The sequence below is a fragment of the Planctomycetia bacterium genome, from assembly GCA_015075745.1.
In the GTDB taxonomy this organism is placed as follows: domain Bacteria; phylum Planctomycetota; class Phycisphaerae; order UBA1845; family UTPLA1; genus UTPLA1.
Window position 1 is genome coordinate 733,046 of sequence record JABTTW010000001.1, and the last position, 26,697, is coordinate 759,742.

Genomic DNA, 26,697 nt, shown 5'->3' on the forward strand with positions numbered 1-26,697 from the left:
CCGTCGCTACTCGTCCGTCCCGAGGATGCTCCCCAATCCGATGCCGCCCAGCAGCGACCCCTCGCCCTTGTTCCGCGCATACGGCCCAAAGATCCGCGCCGCCAATCGCGCGAACGGAAGCGATTGCAGCCACACCGACCCCGGCCCGGTCAGCGTCGCCAGGAATAGCCCCTCCCCGCCGAACAGCGTCGTCTTGATGCCGCCCGCCAGTTGAATGTCGTAGTCCACCGACGGCTGAAACGCGACGAGACAACCGGTGTCCAACCGCAACTGCTCGCCGGGCGCGAGATCGCGCTTGACGATCGTGCCCCCGGCATGAACAAACGCCAGTCCGTCGCCGCGAATGCGCTGAAGGATGAATCCCTCTCCGCCGAAGAACCCCGTGCCGAGTTTCTTCTGAAACGCGATGTCCATCGTCACCCCGCGCGCCGCGCAGAGAAACGCCTCCTTCTGGCACAGGATTTCGCCGCCGAGCTGCCCCACGTCCATCGGGACAATCTTCCCGGGATACGGCGACGCGAACGCCACCTTCTCGCGCTCCCGGCTCGCCGCCCCGAACGTCGTCAGGAAAAGCGACTCCCCCGTCACCATCCGCTTGCCCGCCTCAAAAATCTTCCCCAGCAGGCCCGAGTTCTTCGACGGATCGCCGAACACAGTCTGCATCTCGATCCCCCGCGTCATGTACATCATCGCCCCGGCTTCAGCCACGACCACCTCGCCAGGGTCCAGCGTGATCTCCACGAACTGCATATCATCGCCGAAAATCTCGTAGTCGATCTCGTCGGCCATCCGCGCGCCCGTCACCGGCGGCGGCGCTGCCCGATTAGTCCCCGCCGCCCCGCCAAGCTGCGAGGCGATCGAAGCGACGTGCCGCGCCTGCACCCAGTCGACCATGCCCGGCCCATAGATCAGCGCCTCGGCCCCGCCCGCCGACGAGAGCTGCCGAATCAACTCCTCGCGCGTCATCGGCCCGACCGATTTGCCGTCCTTCACGAAATACCATCCACTCTCACTGGCCATCGCAGCCTCCCGTCAAAGTTCAGAACGCGTCCCCGCCGCGCTTAATAAAATGGGATTCGCCTTTCCGCGTCAAATATTGCACTCACTCTCCGTTCAATTCCGTGAGCCTATCGCCTGGCACGAATTCAAATGTCTTTCCAACGACGCTCATCTCCAGATACCCCCACCTAGAAAGTGCCAGCAAGTCATTTCTCGCGGTCCCATACGAGACCGCAAACTTGCTCTGGTGGTCGGCTATCGTGAACACCCGATCGGGATGATTCGTCGCCTGCAAGACGACGCTTCTTTGCCGGTGATTAAGCCGCCTGTCCGAAGAAAACATGCGCCGGGCCTGCGTCATCTGCGAGTACTTCTCGCGCAGATACGCGTGAAGGTCCCGCCTCGCCCTGGAAATGATGCGCATCTTGTAAAGCAGGAAGTAAGTCAGGTCGAAGTCCTCGATCTCGCTATAAAGAAACGCCCGCGCATACTGTCCCGGACTCCTGTAAATCAGCCGCGAAATCGGCAGATACTCGAATAGCCAGTAGCCCCGCCTCAGCATCAGCCAGTAAAACAAGGCTCTCGCGGTTCGACCATTGCCGTCACAAAACGGATGGTCGAACCCCACCTGAAAATGAAGCACACATGCGCTGATCACCGGGTGTATGAATGGTTCCTCTTCCGGCCTTCGGTTGGCAAATCGGCAAAGTACCGCAATACGCTGTTCCAACTCTTCCGCTGGCGGCGGCTGATGAACAATCTCCTGATCCCGCTCATCGACGATTCTGATGTTATCCTCGGCGGTCCTCAGTCTTCCGACCTGGTCCTCTTTCTCCAATGTCCCTTCCGTCAAGATCCTCTGAACCTCGATCAGGAATTCCGGCGTGAGTTCCTGCTGGTAGTGCTCCCGAATAAACATGATGGCGCGATAGTTGTTCATCACCATCTGCTCGCCGTTGCTGCGCGGCTTCCTCCCGGACTTCAGCATCCTTTCCGCCTCCTGCCTCGTCGTCACCGCCCCCTCCAGCAGACTCGACGAGATGGCCTCTTCGCGCAGCGATGCCACGATGAACTGTTCTCTCTGTGATGCAATCAGCGGCTGGTGATCGTCCGACAAGACCCTTCCGGCCAGTTCCTGATCAATGAGCATCAATTCCTTCTGAACCGCATCAGGCAAAGTGTATTTCAGATTCGCCTTCCCGTGACCATCGAGCGGCAGGTGGCGGTATCTCGGGAGCCGACCGTTTGCCACAAGCGCCCACGCGAGCTTTGTCTGATGTCGGGCCTTGAATCGGAATTTATCCCAGGGCCAGTACTCCACCTCACATAGATGGGCCAACTTCAAATACTCCTCGCTCTGCATCAGCGCACTGATCTCTTCAGGACTGGCCTCCTGAATGACCTTCATGCTGTCCGGTGGTTTGGCTGGGAGCCTCATTTTCCTATCAATTTGTGCTATATTGATATATCATTCATTTTCGAACGCCAATTGAGGGTATTTCAATAATATATCAAAATCAATCAAATTAATAGATTCCACCGGCCAGATACACTTTCCCTAGATGTAACTGACTTAATCACAACATATTATGACATTTCAAATACACCGGGGAATGACCCGCCATGCCAGCAATCATGATAGGCGGACCGTCTCTCCATGGGCCCTCCAGCAAACCGACCTTTAACCGGTTACTCAGGATCAAGGTCGCCTCACTCGGCCGTGATCGTCTGCCAAGGCGACAGGCATTCTCGTACTCGTCCCGCCCTTCAACCCGAGACTCTGACGATATGCCGGTACCGCACTCAACACCGCCCCCTATCCGCGCCCGGTAGCATAGGCTTCCAGCCTGTGCGAAACGAATAAAGAATCGCCGGGCGTTTGCCGCCGAGATCGCGCGGTGGTCGAAGGTGACATACGGTGACACACGGGATTTTTTTCGATTGCAACTCGCGTGGCGGGCGTGTGTTGGGGCGGTTCGCAACTTGGGTGGTTTTTGGGGGAAACGTCGAAACGTCGGAATTGGGGAAGCTGCGCTCCGGGGACTGTGGAGCGGGGTTTGTGGCGCGGAGGGCTTGAGTTCGACTGCGATGGCGGCACACCGGGGCGGCGGCGCGAGGGGAGCGCGGCGGGTGATGGGGGCGATGGGCGGGTGGTTTGCGGTTTTTGATTTCATGATCGGTTGGTCCTCCAGGAGTTAACACTTGCTCATTGTTCTCGGGGTGGGGCGTGAAACCGGTGCGCCGAAGAGTGTTGGCGTTGTCGTCGCCAAACGGCAAGCCGCTTCGGGGATCGCGCGGGGAGCAGGTGCGCATCGCGCGGGGCGGCGGAAGGGGATCGCGCGGGGAGCAGGTGCGCATCGCGCGGGGAGTAGGTGGATATTTCGCGTGGAGGAAGTCGGAATCGCGCGGTAGAGCAGAGGGGAATTGCGCGGGGTGGAGATTTTTTGAATGGCGGAAGATTTTTTTTGGGTGCCAACGGTTGACTGTTACAGGACATGGCGGAAACACGCGGGAAATCGGCTGATTTTTGAGTTGCTCGCGGGCGACTGTGTGCTAAGTATTGGATCGGAGCGACAGTGATGTGACACTCGCTTCAAAGGGAGGCACCGGTTATGTCCGATCCACTATTTCGCCGACGCGAGTTGCCGACGGCGGTTGAGAAGAAGCTGCCGCGCGCGGAGCGACGGCGGCTCGACGAGGTTTTGCGGGCCGGGGACGGCGCTTCTTATCGCGAGATTTACGCTCAGTTCAAGCTTGGCGATCGAGGGGTCAGCTACTCGTCGTTTTATCGCTATGGGGCGCGGCGACGGGCGGTGGCGCGGATTGCGGATCTGGCGGGGGAGGATGGGGCTGAGCTTGCGTGCGCCGACGGTGGGATGAGGACCGGCCGGACTGAAGTCCGGGGCTCGTCGGTGGAGACGCCTGAGGGCTTGTTGGATGGGCTCGATGTTGAAGCAATTGTCAGCAAGCGGACCGAGTTCGACGACATCCGCCTCGAGCACGTCGCCGCGCGGTACGTCTGCAAGTACATGATCGGCCTCATCCACAGCGGCAAGGCAAGTGCTCGCCAGATCGAGCGTCTGGCCAACGCCTACAGCAAAACCGCCAGCGTGCAGATCAACCGCGACCGCATCAATGCGAACATTGAGCACCAGCGCGAGCGCATCGAGATCGCCCACAAGTCGCTGCAGATTCGCGCCGAGGCCGTGGCAGCGCGTGCGAAAGACGCCAAGCCCGACGGCGCAAAGAGCAAATCGAGCCCGCACCCCGACGCGCCGACCGCCGACGCGCCGTGGGGGCGCAAAGCCGATGGCACTCCGACGACGCGCGAAGAATTCCTCACACGGCTCGATCAGGCCGTCGCCGACATCTACGGCCTCGACCTCAAGTACGGCCCCAAGCCGATCATCAAACGCTTCCCCGGCGATCACCTGCCGCCCGATCAGCGCACCCCGGAGAACATCGCCGCCGGCCAGCGCGGATTGCTCCCGCACGAGCTCGAGGGCGAGCGCAAGGCGAAGGAGGACCGCGTGCGCCGCGCCGAGTTCGACGCCAAACGCGACGCCGAAGAAGCGGCGAGCAAAGCCAATGAGGCCGCGCGCTTCGCCGAAGAGGCCCAGCGCCGCCGCGAGGAATTCGAGCGGCAGGTCGCGCGCGGGGCCGCGGCGGCCGAAGCGAATAAACCGGCCGCATCGCGCGATTCGGAAACGCCCCTCGCATCACCCGGGGAGAATGAGCCGGTCACATCACCCGGCGCGGAAGATTCGCCCGCATCGCCCGGCGAGAATGAGTCGGTCACATCTACCAACTCCGCCAAGCACCATCCCGACCCGATTCTCGCGTGCCACAATGGCGGCACTCTTAATCTGGCGGGGGAATGTGCGAAGGAGTCGAGTGCCGACGGTGGGATGAGAACCGCCCGGACTGAAGTCCGGGGCTCGTCGGCGGAGACGGTGGGCCGAGCCCACCCTACGGGCAGCGAGGCCCCGAAGCCATCCGGCACCGAGGCCCAGCGCCAGGCCAAACTCCGCGCCGATCGCCGCGCCGAATGGGAAGAAAAGCATAAAAAGGAATTTCCGGCCCCTCAAAAGTGCGAGCGGCCCGACACCCTCGACGACCTGCTCAAACCCAAAGACCGCACCTGCGACCTGCCCAACTTCTGCGTGGACTGGAAGCACAAGTAGGCGATTGACGTGTCAATCATCGTCCTCATCGTCGTTGTGCCGGGCCCGCGCACGGACGAGTCCGTCGACGGTGAGCTTGGCGATCGTCTCTTTGGCGAAGGAGTCGATCATCTCTTCACGGCTCGCGCTCGAGTCGCCCGCCGTGAGGGTCGTGGCAAACCACGCCTGCTTGCGCGTGGCGACGTCATAGAGGCGCAGCTCGTTGCGAACGCGCGGCAGATCGACGTAATAACCGCCGGATCGGGTGATGTGCGCGTCGTAATAGCCGCGGCCGTAGCCCCAGCGGCGACTGCCGCGAAACGATCGGGCCGAGAGGAATTCATCGGTATGGATATCGACGCGCTCGGGCACGTATTCGCGATCATGGAAGGCGCCGGTCTGCGTGATGAGCAGCACGCCGTCGATCTTCTGCTCGGCCATCAGCGGGAAGATGTCCTCGTCCTTCCAGTCCCGTGTCGGCGGGAGAAGGGTGATCGAGGCCACGCCCTGCGTCTGGGTATCGGCGAGCAACTGGACGAAGGCGTCCTCAATGGCGGCCCGGTCGCCCAGATCGGCGTAGCACGGCGCGACCAGGACGCGGGTAAATACGCGGCTGGAAAAATCGGGATCGACGAAACTGTTGATCTCCGTCCTGGCCGGTGCGCAGCCGGCGGCCAGGGCAACGATGAAAAGTGCCGACATGATGGCACTACCCACTGGCGGACGGGCAAGGCGCGGGATTCCGGCTGTCGAGATCGCGATCATGACTGCTCATCCGACGATTCGTCGGCGTCCGATTTGTCCTCGGCCTTCTCCGGCAGGCCGTAATCGAGCTTCATCGGCGGCGGATCGCCGCCCGGCCCGATCAGGTAGTGCTCCATCCACTGCATCATGCGGAGATTGTAGTCCAGCCGGGCAGCCGCCTTGCGATTGCCATGCCCCTCGCCGGGATACCGAATCAGCCGCACCGGCACCTTGCCGATCGTCTTGAGGAAGCGATACAGCTCCATCGACTGGCCAGGATGGACGCGGGTGTCGTCGGCCCCGCCGAGAATGAGAATCGGCGTACGGGCCTTCTTGACGTAGTAGATCGGCGACCGCTCGCGGTAGAAGTTCCACTTGTCGTTCCACGGATGGTCGCGGGTGTGGACGAGGTAGTCCTCGCTGGGGATGTCGGTCGTGCCCTTCTTGGAGATCGAGTCGCTGATGCCAACGAACATGACGCTCGCCGCGAAGTGCTGCGTCAGCGCCGTCGCCCCCCATGCCGAGGCATATCCGCCGTAAGAGCCGCCGGTGATGCCGACCTTCTCCTTGTCGACGAGACCGGTATCGATGAGGTGCTTGACGCCATCGACGAGGTCGTTGAACTCCTTGCCCGCCTCATCGCCCTGGCCGAGCTTGCTGAACTCGACGCCGCGACCGGTACTGCCGCGATAGTTGGGATAGAAGACGGCAAACCCGCGCGCGGCCGCCACCTGCCCCGGCCGGGAGTAATTCGTGAGCCAAGCATTGTACTCGTGGGCCTCGGGACCGCCATGGACATAGACGATCAGCGGGTACTTGGCATCGGGCTTCTCGTCGAGCGGGTGAATGAGGATGCCCTGGATGTCCTGGCCGTCGCGGGCCTCAAAGGAAATCGCCTCCTGTTTGGCGAAGCGCTTCTCGGCGAGCCAGGGATTGCTGTCGGTCAGCCGGCGCGGCGAGGTCTCGCCGTGCTTCATGACGAAGAGCTCAGGCGGGTGTGCGTGGCTGCCGCCGACGAAGGCGCCGCTCTGGCCGTCCCTGGACAGGGAGAAACCGCCGAGGACGAGATCGCCCGCGGTGACGATGGTCTTGCGGCCGGCGCCGTCGACGCCGACCTTGCCGAAGGTGGATGACAGTCCTTCGTCACCGATGAACATGACGGTGCGATCGTCCTGCCAGTCGATGGCGGCGACGTGCCCCTTGTAGTCCGGGAGGAGGTCCTTGAGTTTGCCGGTCTGTGCATCGGCGAGCAGGAGGCGGCCCTCGGCGGGGTCGTTGATGTCGGCTGCGGAGATCATGGCGACGTGGCGGCCGTCGGGCGACCACGCGACGCGCCCGAGCTTGCCGGGGTTGTCGACGGTGGTGAGCACCTCGCCGGAGTCGGCATCGACGATGCGGACGCGGGTCCGCATGTAGATGTCGTCGATGAGGGATGTCGGGGAGAGGCAGACGCAGAGCTGGTCCTTCGCAGGACTCCACTCGACGGCGACGACGTGACCCTCGATGGGCAGCGACCTGGGCTCGTCCTTCTTGTTGTCGAGATTCGCCACCCAGACGCGGGTGGGATCGAGGTCCTCCTCGTAAACCTCGGCCTTGAAGCCGGCATCGGTGAGGGCTTCCTTATCCTTGGGGGTCTTGGCGGTGGCGCGAAAGGCCACGTGTGCGGCGTCGGGGCTGAGGGTGTAGGACTGAATGTCAGTCTCGTGGGTGAGGACACGGCGGGCCTCGCCACCGTCGATGGGAATTCGGTAGAGTGAGTTGTGCTTGTCGTCGCCGCGCTTGGCGATGAAGTAGATCGCGTCACCGGAAGGCGACCACCTGAGCTGGCCGATATTGACCTTGCCGACGATGAATGGGCGGCCGGCGCCGGCGGCGAGGTCGTAGACGTGGAGTTCGGCATAGGCGCCGCCGTCTTCAAACTTCTCGTCGGGCTCGGTGGCGAAGGGATTTCGCGGGACGCTGAGGAGGTAGGCGATCTTCGAGCCGTCGGGCGAGATCTTGGGGCTGTCCACGGCGCGCAGGGCGGCGACGTCGCGCGGGGTGAGGGTGTCGGCCGGCGGCGTCTGTGCCGAGGCGAGCCGGACGGCGAACAGGATGACGACGAAAGATGCGAAACAAAGGCGACAAATGGGAGCGGATGATCTAAGGGGCATGGATGTGAAAACCTCCTCGCACTCGATACGGGTGCGTCTTGTTAATGCGTCTGAGGGAGCGGATTCTCCGTCCTTCGGCGCAGGGACACAACCCCGGCCCTTTCTTTGAAACTGACAAGCTCGCTGCGTACGATGCGGGCCGGTGAAAACGGCGTCCGGAGGCCCACCTGGGGTGCCGATTGGAGCGTGGCGGCGGAGTTGGCGTGCGGTGGATGGGGGGCTAGAATAAGAATTGACGATGGATTACGGGATCAATGAAGGGGGGCGGGAGTACATTTATGGCGGAGCAAGTGACGAGACTCAAGGTCAGCGATCTCTCCGGTGTGTCACTTGTGGAATTCGCGGATCGGAAGATTCTCGACGAGTTGTGCATCCACGAGATTCAGGAAGAGCTGGGCAAGGTGGTCGAGTTCGCGCCGGCGACGAAGCTGCTTCTTTCATTCAAGAATGTGGAGCACCTTTCCAGCGCCGCGCTGGGCATGTTGATCACGCTGAAGAAGCGGGTGGAAGAGAAGCAGGGGAAGCTGAAGCTCAGCGACATCAATCCGCAGATTTACGAAGTCTTCAAGATCACGCGATTGAACAAGATCTTCGATATTCATCCCTCGCAGGACAAGGCCCGGGCAAGTTTTTAAGACACGGGCTCCGGCACCCCTTGTCGGCGGTCCGCACCTGGCATCGAGCCGGACGGGTCGAGGTTCTCCGGGCAGACCGATAGCTGCATGGAAGGGTCGGTTTGAGGCAGTTCAAGGAAATTCAGATCGCGAACGACCTTCACGCGGCCAAGGCGCCGGAAGAAGCCATCCTTCGGGAGGTGGCGGCCTGCGGGTACTGCGAGAACGCGGCGTTTGCGATCAAACTGGCACTTGAGGAAGCGATGACGAACGCGTTTCGTCATGGCAATAAGTGCGACCCCGACAAGAAAATTCGTATTCGATACCTGGTGACGAAGGATCGGGTCGAGATCGAGATTTCCGACGACGGGGAGGGTTTCTGTCCGGACGAAGTCCCTGATCCGACGCAACCGGGATTCATCGACCGGCCTCACGGTCGCGGGATCATGCTGATGCGGGCATATCTGGACGACGTGCAGTTCAGCGTGACGGGGAACTGCGTCCGACTGGTGAAACTGAACAAGCAATGACGACGGACGAATCAGGCGACAAATCGACTGACTTTACGGAGACGCCGTTTTCGGTGTCGGTGAACCGGCTTCAGGACGCGGTCGTTGTGCGGCTGGTCGGGTCGTGCACCATGGAGCACGCCGATCGGCTGACCGATCAACTCGTCGAAATCGCGTCGCAGCCAAAGCCGCTGATCGTCGTGGACATGGCGGGGCTGGATTTCATTGAGTCCACGGGGCTGGGCGGGCTGGTTTCCGGCTATCTTCGGGCGCGAAAGAACGAGGGAGAAATTCGGCTGGTCTCGCCACCGCCGTTTATCCATCACCTGTTGAAACTGACGCGGCTTACGCAGTTGTTCCAAGTATTTGACAACCTGCAAAAGGCGATTGAGCAGCCCTAAATTCTCGCCCCGGGGGGAATCCATATCGTACACTTGGCGGAAGGAAAGGCAGGCCCGGATAAGGCCCATCGCCGCGATGAGGGGCGTGGTGTAGGGTTTGTCGGACCTTTAACTGAGACTGGGGCAGAATTCTTGGTGCCCGGTAATCGCATTACATATAATTGTGAGGGTGTGAACCGGGGGAGCGTTTGGCCGTTATGTAAGGGATGAGGGTGAAAATCCCGACAATCGGCGGTTGCCGCAATGTTTGCCGAAGGGCGAGTTATTCGGCGGCGGTCGATGAATATGGGGTCCAGCGAGCGGCTCCAGACGAATCCAAGTTGCCGGGAAGGCCGAAGAAGTCGATGCGGGTGCAAGGTGCCCGTTTTTTGGAACAGGAGCATTCATGAGTCCTTTTAGCATCACTCGACGCCGGACGGCCGTATTTCTTCTATCAGTGGCCGTGGTTGCCACAACGAGCGTGGCATGGGCCGAGCCGAACGAACCGCGATTGGCGTCCGGGGATGCTCGCGAGCTTTGGCTCAAGGGGTCTGATCTCATTCTCGCCGGGGACTTTGCCGCGGCACTGCCGGCCCTTGAGCGGGTGGAGCGGATTGAGCCCGGGAACAGAGAAGTTGTTTCGGCGATTTCATGGATGAAGGAGGCCAAGTCGCTGGAGGCGAGTCGGGAGCGGCTTCGAAGCCGCACTTACGACTACTACGTTGGTAAGGCGAAGGAAATGATCGTCGAGGCGAAGGAAGCCCCGACGGAGAAGGCCAAGTCCGACAAGTCGACGAAGGCGAGCGACAAGTCCGACAAATCGGCGAAGGTCAAGGCCAAGGCGACGCGGCCTCCGTCTGACGAGATGGATGAGGCGGCCGGCGCCGGTCTGGATAAAGAAGAAGAGGACGTCGACAAGGACAGTCCGGGCTACAAGTGGAGCCGCGCGCTGAGCTATGCCCTGGGCGCGATGTATAACGCCAAGAGCGAAGATGAGTTTCGCGAGGAGAAGTGGCTCGGCGAGATCGTCGAGCACGTGCTCGCGGAAATAGAGAGTCATCGGGGCAAGAACGAGTGGTCGGACGCCCTGGTGCTCTACAGCTATCTGAAGACGCTCTATCCCGACGAGACGAAGTATTCCGACGGTTACAAGTTCTGCGCCAAGCGCGCCCACCTTGATTTTGTCTATGGTCCGAAGTCGAACTGGCGGACCGATCTGCGGGATGTCACGCCCAACACGATCGGGCAGATCCTCGATCGCATGGACGAGGACTACGTGACGGAGCCCGACTTCAAGAAGCTCTGCTCGGAGGGTCTGGATCACCTGACTCTTCTGGCCGAGGCCAAGAGCATTTCCGAGACCTTTCCGACGCTGGGCGATGATGACCGGGTCAGCCACTTCGCGGCGCGCCTGCAGGGGTTGAAGCGCAGCCGGGTCGAGCCTCGTGCGTCGCTTCGGGCAAAGGATGTGACGTCGCTGTTCAGCCGAGTCCTGGCCGCGAACCGGGAGAGCGGGCTGAATCTGCCGGAATGCGTGCTGGTGGATGAGTTTGTGTCGGGCATGCTCGAGCCGCTGGACGAGTTCACGTCGGTGATCTGGCCGGCGGAGGTCGAAGAGTTCAACAAGCATACGCGCGGCGAGTTCGTCGGCGTGGGGATTCAGATCACGCAGGATATCGGCAAGCACATCCGGGTGGAGACGCCGCTGGAAGATTCGCCGGCCTATAGGGCGGGGATCAAGCCGGGTGACATGATCCTGGAAGTCGACGGCAAGAGCACGCTGGAGATGACGATCAACCAGGCGGTGACTTTCATCACCGGCGAGGCGGGCAGCCGGGTCAAGCTGACGATCAAGGACCCGGTGACGGAGGTGACCCGCGACTACTCGCTGGTTCGCCAGCAGATCAAGCTGAGAACGGTGCGCGGTCATACGCGCGACGACGGGCGACCGACGGGTTGGGATTTCATCATCGACCCGGAGCGCAAGATCGGCTACGTCCGCGTGAGCGGGTTCATGGACAAGACAGTTGAAGACCTTGAGGCAGCGCTGGAGCAGCTTCGGGATGACGACTGCAACGGTCTGATTCTCGACCTGCGCTTCAACCCGGGCGGCCTGCTGACGAGCGCCGTGAAGATGTGCGAACTGTTCCTCGGCGAGGACGAACCCATCGTGAAGACGAAGGGTCGCAGCCGGCAGCAGAACATGGAGATCACGTCGAAACACCCGAACCGGGACGGCGAACTTCCGCTGATCATCCTGGTGAACGAGTACAGCGCGAGCGCCAGCGAGATCGTGGCCGGAGCGCTGTCGGGCCTGAAGCATGCGTGCATCGTCGGAACGCGTTCATTCGGCAAGGGCAGCGTGCAGAACCTGATTCCGATCGCGGACAATCGGGCTTACCTGAAGCTGACGACGGCTCACTATTACGTTTATGACAGCGACCTACCGGGCGATCCGTGGTATTGCCTGCATCATCTGGACGGGGCGAAGGAATGGGGCGTTGAGCCGCACGTCGTGGTGAAGGTGATTCCGCAGGAGACGTCGAAGATTCTGCGACTTCGCCGGGAGCGCGACCTGCTCAAGGGCAAGGGCGGCGAGTCGATCCCCGAGGAAGTTCTAGATCGACGGCCGACGAGCCAGCCGGACGACGAGAAGCTGCCGGAGGATGAGAACCCGGACGTCGATCCTCAACTGGAAGTCGCGCTGAATTTGATGCGGGTGAAGTTGATCTCGCATCAGCCGTGGGCGATGCCTCCGCGGCAGGTTCGGACGGCGGCGCGGGTGGGCGGGAAGACGCTGGATAAGGAGTCGGTCAGCCGATAATCTGAAACTGACGAATCCCGCGTGGGGCCGGCTTACGGCAGGATGGGCACAGGCTATTGGCCTGTGCCACACATGATGATTTCAATTCGACGGTCGGCAGCGGCGTCGACCGTTCCGCATTTCAACCTTCCGTATTAGAACTTGAACGAGTATTGAAAGTAGAGCAGGTCGGCGTCCTGGCTGGGCCCGGTGGAGCGGATGTAGTTGTTGCCCCAGAAGTGCGAGTAGCCAAAGAGCAGCGACGTGTGGCGGTCGAGCGTGACGCCGATGGTGAGGTCCAGCTCGTTGCCGACGTCGTGACCGGCGTTGCCGAGGGGGTCGCGCCGGGTGATGCCGCCGCCGGAATTGTAGAGGGCGTCGCGCACCTCATCGTTCCAGAAGGTGTACCAGGCGAGGCGCGTCGTCACCTTCTCATGCGGCTTGGCGGTCAGGTTGACGTTTGAGGCCAGGACATTCTGTCTGCCGAAGAGGTCGAGATAGCCCAGGTGGGCATGGCCCAGCGGGAAGAGCTGATTTGCCGTTTGGTGCATCCGGTCGTTGGGGTCCTCATCGCCGCTGCCGAAATCGAAACCCACACCGAGGCGCGGGCTCCAGGGCACCTTCGCCGTCCAACCGGCATCGACCGCGGCGAGCCAGGCCTGAATCGTGTCGCCCGCGAACTTGCCCCACTGACCGGCGAGCTCGCCGTCGTAGTCGAACTGGCCCTTCTTCCCGCCGGCTCGCCCGCCCATGGTGAAGAGCGACAGGTCGCCGACGCGTCCGTTGGCGTTGGTCAGGTCACCGGTGTCGCGCAGGGCGAAGAAGTAGTTCTCGATGTAGTGATCCTTGAAGCCCTTGTACCTGGTGTAGATGCCGTAGAAGTGCTGCTCGGCGCGATACTCGTCGAGCTTGCGGTTCAGGCCCTCGGAGAGGTCGATGACGATCGGGCGCATGTAGAAGAAGTCGATGTCGAATTTTTCGCTTTCGTAGAAGAGCTTGACGCCGTCAAAGCGCCGCCGGGTATTTGACCAGTCCAGCGGGCTGACGAATCGCTCCCTGCCGTAGGCCAGTTCCTGCCGGCCAAAGCGCAGAGTCAGCGGCACGTCCTCCCCGAAAAAACGCAGATCGAAAAAGGCCTGATGGAAATCGAACCGGTTTTCGTGGACTGGCAGGAGCGGGAGGTCACGATCCTCGATCATGGCGTTGATGCCCTGGACGAAAACGCGGGCGAGTTTTCTGTAGTGCACATCGACGTGCAACAGACTGCGGTGGAGGAAGTAGGTGTCCTGGGCCGGCTCGCGGCTGCCGAAGGTGGTGTTGGTCTCTGCTTCAAGCCGACCTCTGATCTCGCCGCCGATGCTCAAGGTGAGATCGTCGGTGATGTGCATTCGCTTGATGGGGTCGAAGAGATCCTTCTGATAGCTGCCCTCGGGGCCGTCGAGGTAGCTGTAGTCCTCGTTATATCGAAGATCGAGATATTTCGGCGGCGTTGGAGGCGCGGGCTGTGTCGTCGGCTCCTTTTCGGCGGGCTGAGTGGTTGCCGTCTCGGCGGCGACCGGTGGGGCCGTGCCTGATGCCTGGCCCAACGCGGCGTCGCTCGCTTCATAGAAGGTGAGGAAAACAACAGCGACGACTCCGATAAGAGTGCGCGATTCGCCCGAGGCGATCATCACATGAGGCCGAACGCCGCGGCAATACTTTCGAGGAATGGCTTGACGAATGCGCCGAAGACTGAGTCGACGATCGCCTTGAGCAAGACTCCGACACTGTCGATGAACACTTTGAGAAGCTGGTCGCCTGGTGACATGAGTGCTTGGTCTCCTGAAATAGTTGACCGGTATATTATGATGCATAGTCCGCTCGTGAAAAGTCAGAATTGTCGATCACGGGCACATGGCACTGCCCGCATCTGATACGCTCGGGGTGGGTACACCTGATTTCCTCTCTTGCCGCGGGCCCCGTGTGACATGCGGCGCAGTTTTCCCTCATGAACACGGCATGCGGCATGGTCGGCGGGGATATTTCGGTCGCACGGCGGCCTTTGCGGAGGTCTTGACGAAGCGGCTGGAAGCCATTTTCGACAAAAACCCCCTTTTCATCGGCATAGACGTGGCATTGCTCGCAGCGGGTGAAGACACCTGGATTCGGACTGGTGGTATGCGGCATGGGCGGGGCAAATCCCATTTCTCCGAACTGTATGCCGACCTGGGTGTGGCAGGAGGTGCAGTTGGCCCCCATTCTCATGTGCGGAATCACCGGTGGCGCGCCGTCGAAGGCCCTGCGCAGGGCGCGGACCTGGGACCAGCCTGCGGTCGCCTGTGCGGCAGGGACCGGCGCAGCGGTTCGGCTCGCCGAGGGCTGCTTATCGCAGCCGGTGACAAGAATCGCCACCACGCCGGTCAGTGCGAGCAGCCCGGCGCGCGCCACGAGCCCGGGCAGAGCCGGTGGGCGAATCATGTTCGTTCGACTCTCACTGCGCATTTCTTGTAGTCCGGCTGCTTGCTGATGTTGCACATCGTGTCCAGGGTCAACCAGTTGATCAGCTTGCCTTCATCGAAAAAGGGGACGAAGACGGTGCCGCGCGGGGGCTTGCCGCGGCCGTCGATGGCCACGCGGAGCTTGAGTTCGCCGCGGCGGCTGACGAGCTTGACCCAGTCGCGGGTCTTGACGCCCAACTCCATGGCGTCGGCGCGGTTCAACTCGACGTAGGCGCTGGGCATGGCCTGATGAAGCTGCTTGACGCGCCGGGTCATTGAACCGGAGTGCCACTGCTCCAGCACGCGACCGGTACAGAGCCAGAATGGAAACTCCTTGTCGGGTATTTCGGGCGGCGGATGGTACGGACGGAGCCAGATTGCGGCTCTTTCGCCGTAATCGTGGGCTTTGTAGAAATGGACGCCTTTGGCCTTCTTGACATAGGGGTCGTGGCCGGCGGCGTAGCGATAGTCCGTTTCCTTGCCGTCGACGACGGGCCACTTCAGGCCGCGCGTCGATCGAAGCTGGTCGTAACTGGCGAGGTCCTTTCCGATGCCGAGGCCGAAGCTGCGATACTCCTCGAACATCGGCTTATGCCAGTCATCCTCGGGCCACGGGAAGAGATGGCCCATGCCCATGCGTTTGGCGACCTGGATGATCTGCCATGCGTCTTCCTTTGCCTCGCCGGGCGGATCGATCAGCTTGTCCCATTGCTGGGTGCGGCGTTCGGAGTTGCCGAAGCATCCTTCGCGCTCGACCCATGCGGCCGCGGGAAGGATGAGATCTGCGACGTCGGTCGTGGGCGTGGGATAGATGTCGCTGACGACGATGAAGCGGCCGTCGCCGGGGGTTCGCTTGAAGCGATGGAGATTCGGCAGGGTCACCCAGGGATTGGTCGTTTGTATCCACAGGGCTTTGAGGTCGCCGCGGGTGAGGGCGCGGAACATGTCGACGGCGTGATAGCCGGGCTTGGGGTTGAGGGCGCCCTCGGGCAGACCCCAGATCTTCTCGGCCTTGGCGCGATGCTCCGGGTTGGTGACGACCATGTCGGCGGGCAGTCGGTTGTTAAGGGTGCCGACTTCGCGGACGGTGCCGCAGGCGGCGGGCTGGCCGGTGATGGAGAAGGGATTGCTGCCGGGCTTGCTGATCTTTCCGGTGATCAGGTGGAGATCGGTGATGAGGTTGTTCATCCAGGTGCCGCGATAGTGCTGGTTGACGCCCATGCACCAGAGGCTGACGGTGCCGCGGGTCTGATCGCCGTAGATGTCGGCGAGCGTCTCAATTTGCGCGACGGGGACGCCGCTGATCTTGCTGACGGCCTCGGGGGTGTAGTCGTCGAGGAAGGCCAGCAGATCGTCGAAGGTGGCGTCGCGCGGGGTGTCGGCGAAGGTGTAGTGCTCGGCCTGATCGCCGAAGCAGCCGTAGCCGATCTTGTCGACGTCTTCCTCGCCGCGCATGAAGACGACGTTCTCCTTGATGAAGGCGGTGTTTATTTTGTTCTTCTTGCAGAGGAGGTGGAGGATGCCGTTGGCCAGGGCCAGATCGCTGCCGGGAATGAACTCGACGTACATGTCGGCGTAGTCGCTGGTCGGCGTACGGCGCGTGGCGAGGTCGATGATGCGCGCGCCGGGGCTTTGACGCTTGCGTTCGAGCATTCGAGAAAAGAGGACGGGATGCATCTCGGCGGCGTTATGGCCCCAGAGGATGAAGTCGTCGCCGTACTCAAAGTCGTCGTAGCAGCCCATCGGCTCGTCGCTTTGGAACTGGGTGACGAAGCCCATGACGGCACTGGACATGCACAGCCGTGCATTCGGCTCGAGGTTGTTGCTCTTCATGCCGCCCTTGACCCACTTCAAGGCCGCATAGCCGTCGAAGATCGTCCACTGGCCGGAGCCGTAGACGCCGATGGAGTCGGGACCGGTTGCATCCAGGGCCTCTTTGAACTTTGTGGCGATGAGGTCGAGGGCTTCGTCCCAGGAGATGCGGCTGAGCTTGCCGTCGGAGCCGCGGCGCATGGGATACTGGAGTCGATCGTGGCCGTAGAGCATGCCTGGGAGGTGATAGCCTTTGACGCAGAGGAGGCCCCTGTTCACGGGGCTGGCGACGTCGCCGCGAACGGCCATGACCTTGCCGTCGTGCACGCCGACTTCGACGCCACAGCCGGTGCCGCAGTATCGGCACGGGGCCTTGCCCCAATTCAGGTCGGAGGGAGAGATGCTGCCGGGTTGTGAGGCGGCGATCCGACCCGCATCGCGCTTCTGGTCGCAGGAGAACGCGGTGATGCCGTAGGCCCCGGCGGCGGTCGTGCCGAGGATCGTCAGGAAGTCTCGTCGGTCCGGTTGCTGCATGGCAATCACCTCCGCCGCAATGGCCCGGCGGCCTTGTTGGGAGACTACGAGTCCGATCCCGTCGCGTAACGAAGCTTGCGGTCGGGCTCGGCCTGCTCGAGCCACTTGTGCTCCGGGCGGGCGAGAATCTCGTCGATCACCTTGTTGACGGCTTCGGCGGCGTCCTTCTTGCCGGTCTCGGCGGCTTGAGCGGTGATCTCGCGTGCCTCGGGAATCAGATGCATGTAGAAACGGTCGGCCACTTCAAACATGCCGTGCCAGTGGGTGTAGTCCGGGGCCATCATGGAGGCGCCGTGCCGGGCGCGACGGCCTTCATGATGCCAGAGATAGAACCAGGTCCATTCGATCTTTTCGTCGAACTGGGTCTTGGTGATCAGGCCGTTGTCCTGAAGGGACTTCATGATGGCGGTTCCGGGCTTGCCGAATTTCTCGTTGTAGAGAATCACCAGATCGTCGTACTGCTTGTAGAAGCCCGAGATGTAGTCGGGCGTGTGGCAGTGCGAGCAGACATCCTGCATATTCGCGCGTTTTTTCTGCCAGGTGTCGGCGATCAAGGCCTGCCGCTTGACGGGATCGGTCTCGGTCACGACTTTTCCGTTGACATCGGTATCGAGCAGGAGGCTGACCGGCGGCCGATTGGTCCAGGAAATGCGAATGCCGGGGTCGTGGGTGATCTTGCCCCCGTTTCTCGAATGCCCCGACATGTGGCAGGTGGCGCAGGTCGGGGCCTGCGAATAGTCCTTGCCGAGTACCCACTTGGTGGAATCGAGATTCATCTTCTCGCGCAGGTCGCGGTAGGCCACGCCGTGCTTGGACTCCTCGTAGATTTCCTTCTGGGGATGATCGGGGCCGAGGTGGCATTTGCCGCAGTTCTCCGGCTGGCGGGCGCGGCGGGGAGAGAAGTCGTGCCTGCTGTGACAGGCGCTGCAGGAGCCGAGGGAACCGTCGAGATTGAGGCGACCGATTCCGGTGTTCGGCCAGGAATCCGGGTGGAGGACCGGCTTGCCGTTTTGATCTTTCTTGATTTTGGCGACGGCATCGAGGTTGGTGGGCTTGCCGGTTGCGTCGGGCTTGAGGTCGTCGACGGTGATCTGGCCGCCGTCGGTGGAGACGAGGGCCACTTTGCTGCCGTGACACTGCTTGCAACCGACCATGGAACTGGCCATTCCGTTGACCTGGGTGACTTCCGTCATGCCGGGGGTCGGCGAATGCGGATTGAAGAAGCCGCGGTTGCCCTCGACGGTCTCGGCGAGAAAGTTGTCGAGCGAGGCGAGGATGTTTCCGGCGGCGGCGTGGTGGCTGTGTTCGAATTCGTTGAATTCCGTGGGGTGGCAGCGCGAGCAATCGCGCGGACTGACGACCGTGGCGATCAGGACGCCGTAGTGCTGGAACCCATCTACATCCGCCGGGTCAGCCTGGTGACACTCGACGCAGCCGACGCCCTTTGCGGCGTGGGTGCTGCCGCGCCAGTGATCGACGATGCCGCGAGTCGATTCGGTGTGACAGGTGATGCAGTCGCGGCTGGACTCAGGAACGATGGTGAGCAGGGTTGACATGGGCATTTCTTCCGGCGTCAGGCCCTTGCGCGTTTCCAGTTCCGCAACCATGATGAGGGCGACGCAGAGCGCCACACCGAGGATAAAAACGACGATCCGCTTCGTATTGAGCGACATCAGACCATGGCCTCCCAGACGGTGAGTATCAAAAAGAGGACGAACGCGACGATGCCGACATAGACGCCGATGTCCTTTTTGGGCGCGAGCCGTTCGAGGACGGCGTCTATCCAGGGCCACAGGACGATGACGCCCACCAGAGCGCCGGTGAGGATGACGGCGGTATTCAAGCCCATGAGCTTGAGCATTCGGAACTGAAAGAAGAAGTACCACTCCGGCTTGATGTGCTCGGGGGTGACGAGGGGATTGGCCTTTTCGTGGAGGGTGGCCGGGAAGACAAGCGACAAGAGGGTCAGCAAAAAGAGGAGCAACGTACCGATCATCAGCTCGGTGATGATGTGATCCGGGAAGAAGCTGAACGGCTTGTCTTCACCCTTGCCCTCGATAAAGCGGCCATGCCGGATCGCTCCGTAGACGACGCTGACGGCGAGGATCACCGCGGCGACGATCCACGTGATCTGATTGGCGGCTTCATTGACGGCGAGATCGAAGACCAGCTTGCCCAATGCGAGGATGGCGATAAAGAGCCACAGCATCAGGCCGTAGGTGTGGCCGCGATGGAGCAGGACGGCCGTCGTGGCGAGCAGCGCGGCCCCGACGATCCAGAAGATGCGACTGCTCTCGCTGGTCAGTTCGTAGGCGATCATCCGCACGGGCCAGGGATTCAAGGCCGCCATGGAGATCGCGCCGAGCGCGGCCAGCGCGACGAGCAGGGCCAGCAGCTTGACACCGGGCAGGGTCGATGCAAGGCGCACGCCCTCGGATTCCCTGGCTCGCGGGTCGTCGAAGGACAACTCGGAGACGCCATGAATCCTCAGGACGGCGATGTGCAGGCCGATCAGGAGGATCATCGTGACGGGGAGAATTCCGACGTGCAGCGTATACATGCGGGTGAGGGTGTTGGGGCCGATGTGATCGCCGCCCTTCAGGAAGGTGGCGAGGGCCTCACCGACCAAGGGAGCGGTAGCGGTCAGTTCGGTGGCGACGGTAATGCCCCAATAGGAGAGCTGTTCATAGACGAGCGAGTAGCCGGTGAAGCCCATGACGAAGGTGCAGAGGAGCAGGCCGAAACCGACGAGCCAGTTGAGCTGGCGGGGATGGCGAAAGGCGCACGAGAAGAAGACGCGGCACATGTGCAGCAGCACGGTGATGATCATCAGGTTCGACGCCCACTTGTGGATGCTGCGAATAAACCAGCCGAAAGGGACCGAGCTGGTGATGGCCGAGACGCTTTCGTAGGCATGATCCGGCGATGGAACGTAATAGAACGAGAGCAAGATGCCGGTCGTCAGTTGGATGAAAAAGAGGTAGGCAGGCGTGCCGCCGAGGGCGAACCACCATCGCTTGATGTGGCCGGGGACGGGCTCATTGGTGACTTCCTGCACCTTGCCCCAGTCGAGGGGGAGCAACTGCCAGAGTCGGCCGCCGGCGGAGCGAGCGTGGACCGCGCCGTCTGTCGAAGGGTTATGCGCCATAGCGGCCCTCGCCGGAGACCATGATCGACACCCAGCCGTTTTCCTTGTTGACGCGTACTTCGAAGCTGGAAAGATTCTTCTTTTCCTTGGCGGGCGGGCCGGAAACGGCGATGCCGTTCTTGTCGAAGACGCCGTTGTGACAGGGACAGAGGAACTCGCCCCTGTTGGCGTCCCAATGCACGCGGCAACCGAGGTGCGGACAGGTGCTGGAGAGGGCCTTGAAACCGGCGGCGGGGTTCTGGCGATCATCGGCGACCCGTGCGAGGGCGATCTCCTCTCCGCGAAGATCCTTGACGGTGATGCTGGCGCCGACTTTGAGATCGGCCAGCGTTCCGACGAACATCTCGCGCTTGGGCGTGTGCCGACGAAGGGGGACGAGGTACTGCAGAAAGTTCCACAGCCCCAGTCCGTAGCCGGCCGCGACGCCGCCGATCATGAGGGCCGTCGAGACAAAACCGCGCCGCGAGGGCGCTTCATTTCCGCGATCGATGGGGCAATGTTGATTTGAAAGATCAGACATGGCGAACGAAGGTTCTACGCCGGACAGTGGAATCGTTCAAGTGTCGACTGTCCGGAGGCGACCGCGCCGCCAATGTCCCCGGCAAACCGTATAAGAGTATATATATGTAGTGCGAACTTGCAACCGGCCCAGACGCTCAGGCACTAACGCTGTATGCCGGATCGGCGCGGCATGCGGGACTTGCGACCACCCCGCGACGGGCCATTTCCGCCGACGATTTCGCTCAGCGCTGTCTTCATCAACATGTTTCGAAAGCCCTGCGAGACTGGCTTCCACACCTCGTGCATCGGGCAGGCCTGCGCATCGGTGCACTGCGGCAGCCCGAACGGGCACCGGGGGCCCTGTCCGACATCATCGAACGCGGCAACGATATCAAAAAGCGTCAATTGCTCGGCCGGCCGCGCGAGGACGAAGCCGCCCCCCCGCCCGCGAGAGGAATGCAGCATGCCTGCGCGAACAGCGAGCCGGAGAACGGTGGACAGATAGGGCCTGGGAATGGCGGTCGCCTTTGCGATCTGCCGGGCGAGGATTGGTCCATCCTCTGACGCGATGGCGACCATTGCTCGGATCGCATACTGGGCGGTCTGCGAGATCATGCGGGGCTTCATCTCCCGAAGACGTTACGCCGGTCGTCATGTTAGCCCGAGATGGTCTGGGATACACGCGCGGGGGAATGAGCATTGAGGGTGATGCGGGCGTCCGTGCCGGATTTGGTTGATATGACCTGCATCTTGGGAATCCTGCCGGGGGGAAAGCGCGAGGCAGCGTCTGCGCGAGGTTTGTTCCTGAGCGACACCTCGTGATTCCCGCGCGAGCGCGGAGCTAGTATACATGAATGGAGGCCGAACCAGCCGGGTCTCGCGAGGAAGCGCACGATGTCAGCCGGGAGAAGTCGAGCAATCCGAAACCTCATGCCTCGCGGCCCGATCCTCATGCCGCAGATCATGGGCCTGAAACCTTACGATCGAGGCTCGATTGTGGGTCCTTTTTCATCCAAAAACCACCCGAAATGTGCATCGCCCCAACTCGTGCCCGCCACGAGTGTTGGCACGGTTCCAGAGGACCTTGTGTCACTATATGTCACCTTGGATTTGGGCTCGCCGCCGGTCGAATTTCAGCCGCACATGATCGCTGGAAGGCCGCCCGGACTGGAAGTCCGGGGCTCGTTGTGGGCGGCGCTTGTCAGGCAAACGCGCCGAGTCTCGACGTTTGCGCGTTGGCGTGCGAGGATGGGCGATCGAGCATGATGGCGAAAAAAGACCATACAAATTCCACGGCGAACGGCGACGGAAAGGCTGAGCGGCCCTTCGTGCTGCTGCTCGGCACGACGGCGGCGGGAAAGTCGGCCGTAGGGCTGGAGCTGGCCGATCGGATGGGGGCGGAGATTCTCAGCGTCGATTCGATGCAGGTTTACCGGCGAATGGACATCGGCACGGCCAAGCCGACGGCGGGCGAGCTGTCACGCGTGCGACACCACCTGGTCAACGTCGCCGAGCCGAGCGAGGCGTTCAGCGTTGCCCGATTCGTTCAGATGGCGGACGCGGCGATCGGCGACATGCGCGGGCGCGGGCGGGCAGTGCTGGCGCAGGCGGGGACGCCGCTTTATTTGATGGGCTTGATGTACGGGATGTTCGACGGGCCATCGGCGGACGAGGGCTTTCGCGTCGCGCTGCGCGAGCGGGCGGCGCGCGAGGGGACGGCGTCGCTGCACGCGGAGCTGGCGAGGGTCGATCCGGCGGCGGCGGAGCGGATCCACGCGAACGACGTGAAGCGCATCGAGCGGGCCCTGGAGGTGTGGCACCACACGGGCCGACCGCTGTCCGAGCAGCAACAGCAATGGTCGGCGGAGTCGATGCGCTATCCGGCGACGGTGGTGGGCATTCGCCGGGAGAAGGAGGAGAACTCGCGGCGGATCAATGCGCGGGTGCGGGAGATGGTCGAGGCGGGGCTGGTGGAGGAGGTGCGGAGTTTGCTCGCCGAGCCGGAAGGGATGAGCCACCAGGCGCGGCAGGCGGTGGGCTACGCGGAAATCATCGAGCACCTTGAGGGGCGCTCGACGCTGGAGGAAGCGATCGAGCAGATCAAGATTCACACACGGCGGCTGGCGAAGCATCAGCGGACGTGGTTTCGCAAGTTCCCCACCGCGCGGTGGATTGATGTGGGCGAGGATGAGCCGGCGAAGGCGATCGCCGAGCGGGTGGCCGAGGCGATCTTGCAGTCGCCGTGAGATTCTTGCGATGGTGTGACGAAGGGCCCGCACGTCACGAAATAAAGCAAGCGGCGTCGCACCATGAGTCATGATGCGACGCCGCTGTTGCGAATCTAATGATGACGATCCGACGTGGGTCGGTTCGTCAAAGCGGGGCTTAAGCCCGGCGTCGACGTCGCTTGGCGACGACCAGACCGAGAACGCCCAGCGGCAACATGGCGCCGGCGCCCGGGCCGCAAACGCCGCACGGAATGCCAAGACCGCCGCCGACTTCGTTGCAGTCGGGAATGCCGTTGCCGTTGAGGTCGGTGTCGGGCACGCCGCAACCGCAGGCGCCGGGGCTGGTCTTGAGGGGATCGTTCGGGCAGCCGTCCTGATCGTCGCCGACGCCGTCATTGTCGGAGTCGGTTCCGTCGGGATTGAGCTGAGCGAACGAACAGCCGTCAGCGTTGACCGGAGCGCCCGCGGCCGTGCCCGGGCAAACGTCCATGCAGTCTTCGACGCCATCGGCATCGGCATCGACGGGTGTTCCGAGGAAGTTACTGGTGTCGACCTCGCCGGTGGAGGGGGTGGCGGCGCCGAAGAAGTTCATCATGCCGTTGATGCGGTGGGCGGCGTCACCCGCGGTGTTGACGATGCCGGTGGTCGTCCCGGCGAAGTCGTTCTGGTTGATGTTGCAGAATGAGGTGTCCTTAATGGTCTTTACGCGAACGCCGGTCGCACTGCCCGTGAAGCAGTTGTTGAAGACAACCACTTCGGCGGCGCTGTCGATGTCGTCATTGAAGTACAGACCGCTCATGGCCCCGGCGCCCTGGAACTTGTTCTCCAGGACGTTAAAGCGGCAGCCCCAGACCTGGCCACCCATGAAGAGGCCATGCACCGTGAAGGCGCTGAACGTGTTGCCCTGGAAGGTGGCCGTTGAACCGGACGCGACCTCATAGGACGGATCGTAGTAAATGCCGTAGCCCGAGCCGTGGAACAAGTTTTTCTTCACGTCCAGAGTCCCACCCTCATCGGTGTCATCGTTGATATACAGGCCTGCGTTGGAATAGGTGCTGGTCGTGTTTCGGTTGATCTCCAGGCTGCTGCCGGAGTCAGCCGAGTAGTTGGTGTAGATGCCGTAGCCGGTGCCGGTACCCGTCTCGACGAGCATGTTGTCGTTCGTGAAACCGTGGCTGCCGTCCGTGATTCCTTCCATGTAAATGCCGTAGCCGGACTGCCCGGCGCTGCCTACGCCGGTGACCATGTTCCGGGAGATTTCCTGAAACGATCCGTAGTCGGCGTAGTCGTTGACATAAACACCGTATTGGCTGCTCGCCCCGGGAAATATCATGGTGATCTTATTATCGACCACGCGGAGCTCGCTGCCATCGTCCACGCCATTTATGTAGATGCCGTAGTACTTCACGCCGCTGATGGTGTTGTTCGAAATGAGGCCCATACAGCCGTAGTCCACTTCGCTGCCGATATCGATGCCCTCTTCAGCACCGGTCGCATGAGCCGCAAACGTATTGTTGCTCAACGTCGTATTGCTGCCGTCGTAGGCAAGGTAATCAATGTATGCGCCGTAGGTCGTGAAACCGTTGAACGAGTTATTGGTGATCGTGTTGCTCGTGCCGTCCTGGAATCCACTGCTGCTATAGAAGCCGTACTCCGCACCGCCCGATGCGGCCGTAAACGAGTTGTTATTGAAGATAAACGTCGCACCATCGTAGACTTCGTCGTTGTAGAACCCGTAGTCGGTCCCACCGTTTCCAAAGCCCAGCACATTATTGTTGACGACCGAGACCCAAGCGCCATCATAGGCTTCGTCCAGGTAGATGCCGTAGTCAGCACCGGTCGAGTGCGCCGTCATATTGTTGTTCGAGCAGGTCAGCCGGCTGTCATGATAGACTTCGTAAATGTACAACCCGTAATTCGTGAAGCCGGTAAACGTATTACCGTCGATCACGGTCTCGCTCTGATCGTAGGTGTAGTCTGAATACAGGCCGTAATCAGCACCGGTCGTCGCGAGAGCGTTGAACGTGTTGTTCGAGATCGTCGTTCGGCTGCCGGCCTCACAGTAACTGTGGTAAATGCCGTAGGTGTCAAAGTTGCTGGCCGTATTGCCGGAGACAACGCCGACCGAGCCGTACTCGGGACCGTAGAAATAGATTCCGTAATCGGCGCCGCCGGGATGGCCGGTCAGCGTGTTGTTCTGGATTGTGCTGGTCGATCCGGCGTAGGGATAGTCCTCATAGATGCCGGCGTAGTCGAATCCGCTGATCTGGTTATTCAGAATCTCGGTGTGCGAGCCGTACTCGGTTTCGCAATAGATGCCGTAGCCGCTACTGCCCCCGATCATCGCGATCACGTTATTCGTCGCCGAAAAGCTGGAGCCGTATTCCGGGTAACCCTCGTAGATCCCGTAATCCTTCACGCCGGCGATGTTGCAACCGTTGACGGTCGTGATGCCGCCGTACTCAGTGTAGGTATAGATTCCGTAGCTGGCCGTCGTGCCGTTTCCATTCAACAGGCAACCCTGGACGTTGATCGTGCCGCCTTCGTAGGCATAGTCCATATACAGGCCGTCATCGCGGAAACCATTGACGGTGCAGTTCATGACTGTCGTGATGCTGCCGTGATTGGTCTCGTCGCCGAGATAGACGCCGTAGTCAAAGTTGGAGAAGGTACAGGCATCGATCGTGCAGGTGCTGAAGTCCTCGATGTCGTTGGCGCAGTAGAAGCCGTAGCTGCTCGACGCCGTTCCGGAGAAGCTGTTGTTCCGGACGGTGATGCGGCTCTTGAAGATCGAGGCGTGGAAGTAGATCGCGCCGCGGTTGATCTCGGTTCCCTGGTTATTGGTGATCTGAATCGTGGCGTTGTTCGCGGCGACGTTGTGGTTCAGGCCGCCGCCGGGATTCGAGAAGTGGAAGTGCATGGCGTCCTTGAATGAGAAGCCGCCGCCGTTCTTGCTGAACAGGTTGCTGTCGACGATCAGGGCGCCGCCGGTGATGTTCGGGTTGACGAGGATGCCTTCGTCGGTCTGATTACCGGTGAGGATATTGTTGATGATGCTGACGGTGCTGGTGCCGATGAGGTCGCCCTTGACGCGGACGGCGCAGTTGCCTGCGTGGGCGGCGCCTGCGGGACCCGGGTCCTTCTGGTCGATCGTGAAGCCCATTCCCACGCCGCCGAGGGTGACGCCGGATGCGGTGATGTCGACGATGGGGGTGTCGTTGTTGACGTTGCGCTCGATGATGGTGGCAGCGGCGCCGCTGGTTGACTGAACGATCAGGTTCGGCTTATTAATGTTGACGAATTCGCCATAGGTCCCCGGCGAAACGAGAATGGTGTCGCCCGGTGATGCCAAGTTAATGGCACCCTGGATCGTCGCTGACGAACCAGGTACGGTGAGCGTCGCCGCCTTGGTCGATTGCGAATAGAGCCCGGTCAATCCAACAGTCGCGACAACAACGGTAACAAACTTTCTGCACTGTCTCATCTAACTCACCTCAACGCTTAAAATGGGTCCAGGACCACAAACATTACTCAAACAAACATTTCTCAAACAAACATTACTCAATGGCGAGGAAAGGCAGTACGGGATTCGCATTTCTCCCGCCTCCAGAGGGACATTCTACCCCGGTGAC

19 protein-coding genes are annotated in these 26,697 nt (G+C 61.6%); 6 read left to right on the forward strand and 13 right to left on the reverse strand.

All coding sequences use genetic code 11. The annotated features are described in order from the left end of the window. Positions 1-6: 6 nt before the first annotated feature. Together HS101_02910 and HS101_02915 are read right to left on the reverse strand one after the other, a co-directional pair. On the reverse strand, positions 7-1,020 hold the full coding sequence (locus HS101_02910) for a TIGR00266 family protein (protein ID MBE7505215.1): 1,014 nt from the start codon (positions 1,018-1,020) through the stop codon (positions 7-9). An 82-nt stretch (positions 1,021-1,102) separates the two neighbouring features. Then, positions 1,103-2,437, reverse strand: a complete 1,335-nt coding sequence (locus tag HS101_02915) for a Fic family protein (GenBank protein ID MBE7505216.1) — start codon at positions 2,435-2,437, stop codon at positions 1,103-1,105. A gap of 1,174 nt (positions 2,438-3,611) precedes the next feature. On the opposite strand from HS101_02915, the gene HS101_02920 reads away from it, so the two are divergent. Further along, complete coding sequence (locus HS101_02920) at positions 3,612-5,183, forward strand: hypothetical protein (protein MBE7505217.1); 1,572 nt, start codon at positions 3,612-3,614, stop codon at positions 5,181-5,183. A 12-nt stretch (positions 5,184-5,195) separates the two neighbouring features. Here the strand turns inward: HS101_02920 and HS101_02925 are convergent, their stop codons facing one another. Next, positions 5,196-5,927 (reverse strand): hypothetical protein, encoded by a 732-nt coding sequence (locus HS101_02925; GenBank protein ID MBE7505218.1) that lies wholly within the window; start codon positions 5,925-5,927, stop codon positions 5,196-5,198. Beyond that, positions 5,924-8,059, reverse strand: a complete 2,136-nt coding sequence (locus HS101_02930; GenBank protein ID MBE7505219.1) for a S9 family peptidase — start codon at positions 8,057-8,059, stop codon at positions 5,924-5,926. The genes HS101_02925 and HS101_02930 overlap by 4 nt, the downstream gene beginning before the upstream one ends. Positions 8,060-8,337: 278 nt before the next feature. On the opposite strand from HS101_02930, the gene HS101_02935 reads away from it, so the two are divergent. The 4 genes from HS101_02935 to HS101_02950 all read left to right on the forward strand — a co-directional run bounded on the left by HS101_02935 (position 8,338) and on the right by HS101_02950 (position 12,386). After that, positions 8,338-8,694: an STAS domain-containing protein gene (locus HS101_02935; protein ID MBE7505220.1), complete on the forward strand. Its 357-nt coding sequence runs from the start codon at positions 8,338-8,340 to the stop codon at positions 8,692-8,694. Positions 8,695-8,795: 101 nt separating this feature from the next. Beyond that, positions 8,796-9,203 (forward strand): ATP-binding protein, encoded by a 408-nt coding sequence (locus HS101_02940; protein MBE7505221.1) that lies wholly within the window; start codon positions 8,796-8,798, stop codon positions 9,201-9,203. Beyond that, positions 9,200-9,583 carry an STAS domain-containing protein gene (locus HS101_02945; protein ID MBE7505222.1) on the forward strand — a complete coding sequence of 128 codons (384 nt, stop codon included), beginning with the start codon at positions 9,200-9,202 and terminating at the stop codon, positions 9,581-9,583. Before HS101_02940 ends, HS101_02945 begins: the two co-directional genes overlap by 4 nt. Positions 9,584-9,968: 385 nt before the next feature. Then, positions 9,969-12,386, forward strand: a complete 2,418-nt coding sequence (locus HS101_02950) for a S41 family peptidase (protein ID MBE7505223.1) — start codon at positions 9,969-9,971, stop codon at positions 12,384-12,386. A gap of 134 nt (positions 12,387-12,520) precedes the next feature. On the opposite strand, the gene HS101_02955 is transcribed toward HS101_02950, so the two are convergent. The 8 genes from HS101_02955 to HS101_02990 form a co-directional block, all read right to left on the reverse strand. Then, on the reverse strand, positions 12,521-14,038 hold the full coding sequence (locus HS101_02955) for an alginate export family protein (protein MBE7505224.1): 1,518 nt from the start codon (positions 14,036-14,038) through the stop codon (positions 12,521-12,523). Beyond that, positions 14,035-14,172, reverse strand: coding sequence for a hypothetical protein (locus HS101_02960; protein ID MBE7505225.1), 138 nt, complete (start codon positions 14,170-14,172; stop codon positions 14,035-14,037). The genes HS101_02955 and HS101_02960 overlap by 4 nt, the downstream gene beginning before the upstream one ends. 35 nt (positions 14,173-14,207) lie before the next feature. Further along, on the reverse strand, positions 14,208-14,822 hold the full coding sequence (locus HS101_02965) for a hypothetical protein (protein ID MBE7505226.1): 615 nt from the start codon (positions 14,820-14,822) through the stop codon (positions 14,208-14,210). Next, positions 14,819-17,188, reverse strand: coding sequence for a molybdopterin-dependent oxidoreductase (locus tag HS101_02970; GenBank protein MBE7505227.1), 2,370 nt, complete (start codon positions 17,186-17,188; stop codon positions 14,819-14,821). Before HS101_02970 ends, HS101_02965 begins: the two co-directional genes overlap by 4 nt. A gap of 44 nt (positions 17,189-17,232) precedes the next feature. Continuing rightward, positions 17,233-18,861, reverse strand: coding sequence for a hydroxylamine oxidoreductase (locus tag HS101_02975; protein MBE7505228.1), 1,629 nt, complete (start codon positions 18,859-18,861; stop codon positions 17,233-17,235). Continuing rightward, positions 18,861-20,336 carry a cytochrome b N-terminal domain-containing protein gene (locus tag HS101_02980; protein MBE7505229.1) on the reverse strand — a complete coding sequence of 492 codons (1,476 nt, stop codon included), beginning with the start codon at positions 20,334-20,336 and terminating at the stop codon, positions 18,861-18,863. Before HS101_02980 ends, HS101_02975 begins: the two co-directional genes overlap by 1 nt. Beyond that, positions 20,326-20,856, reverse strand: a complete 531-nt coding sequence (locus tag HS101_02985) for a Rieske (2Fe-2S) protein (GenBank protein MBE7505230.1) — start codon at positions 20,854-20,856, stop codon at positions 20,326-20,328. Before HS101_02985 ends, HS101_02980 begins: the two co-directional genes overlap by 11 nt. A gap of 143 nt (positions 20,857-20,999) precedes the next feature. After that, the gene (locus tag HS101_02990) at positions 21,000-21,452 is read right to left on the reverse strand and encodes an Rrf2 family transcriptional regulator (protein MBE7505231.1); all 453 of its coding nucleotides are present in this window, start codon (positions 21,450-21,452) and stop codon (positions 21,000-21,002) included. Positions 21,453-22,099: 647 nt separating this feature from the next. On the opposite strand from HS101_02990, the gene miaA reads away from it, so the two are divergent. Beyond that, the gene (gene miaA / locus HS101_02995; GenBank protein ID MBE7505232.1) at positions 22,100-23,083 is read left to right on the forward strand and encodes a tRNA (adenosine(37)-N6)-dimethylallyltransferase MiaA; all 984 of its coding nucleotides are present in this window, start codon (positions 22,100-22,102) and stop codon (positions 23,081-23,083) included. 139 nt (positions 23,084-23,222) lie between these two features. Here the strand turns inward: miaA and HS101_03000 are convergent, their stop codons facing one another. After that, positions 23,223-26,549 carry a right-handed parallel beta-helix repeat-containing protein gene (locus HS101_03000; GenBank protein MBE7505233.1) on the reverse strand — a complete coding sequence of 1,109 codons (3,327 nt, stop codon included), beginning with the start codon at positions 26,547-26,549 and terminating at the stop codon, positions 23,223-23,225. Positions 26,550-26,697 lie beyond the last annotated feature (148 nt).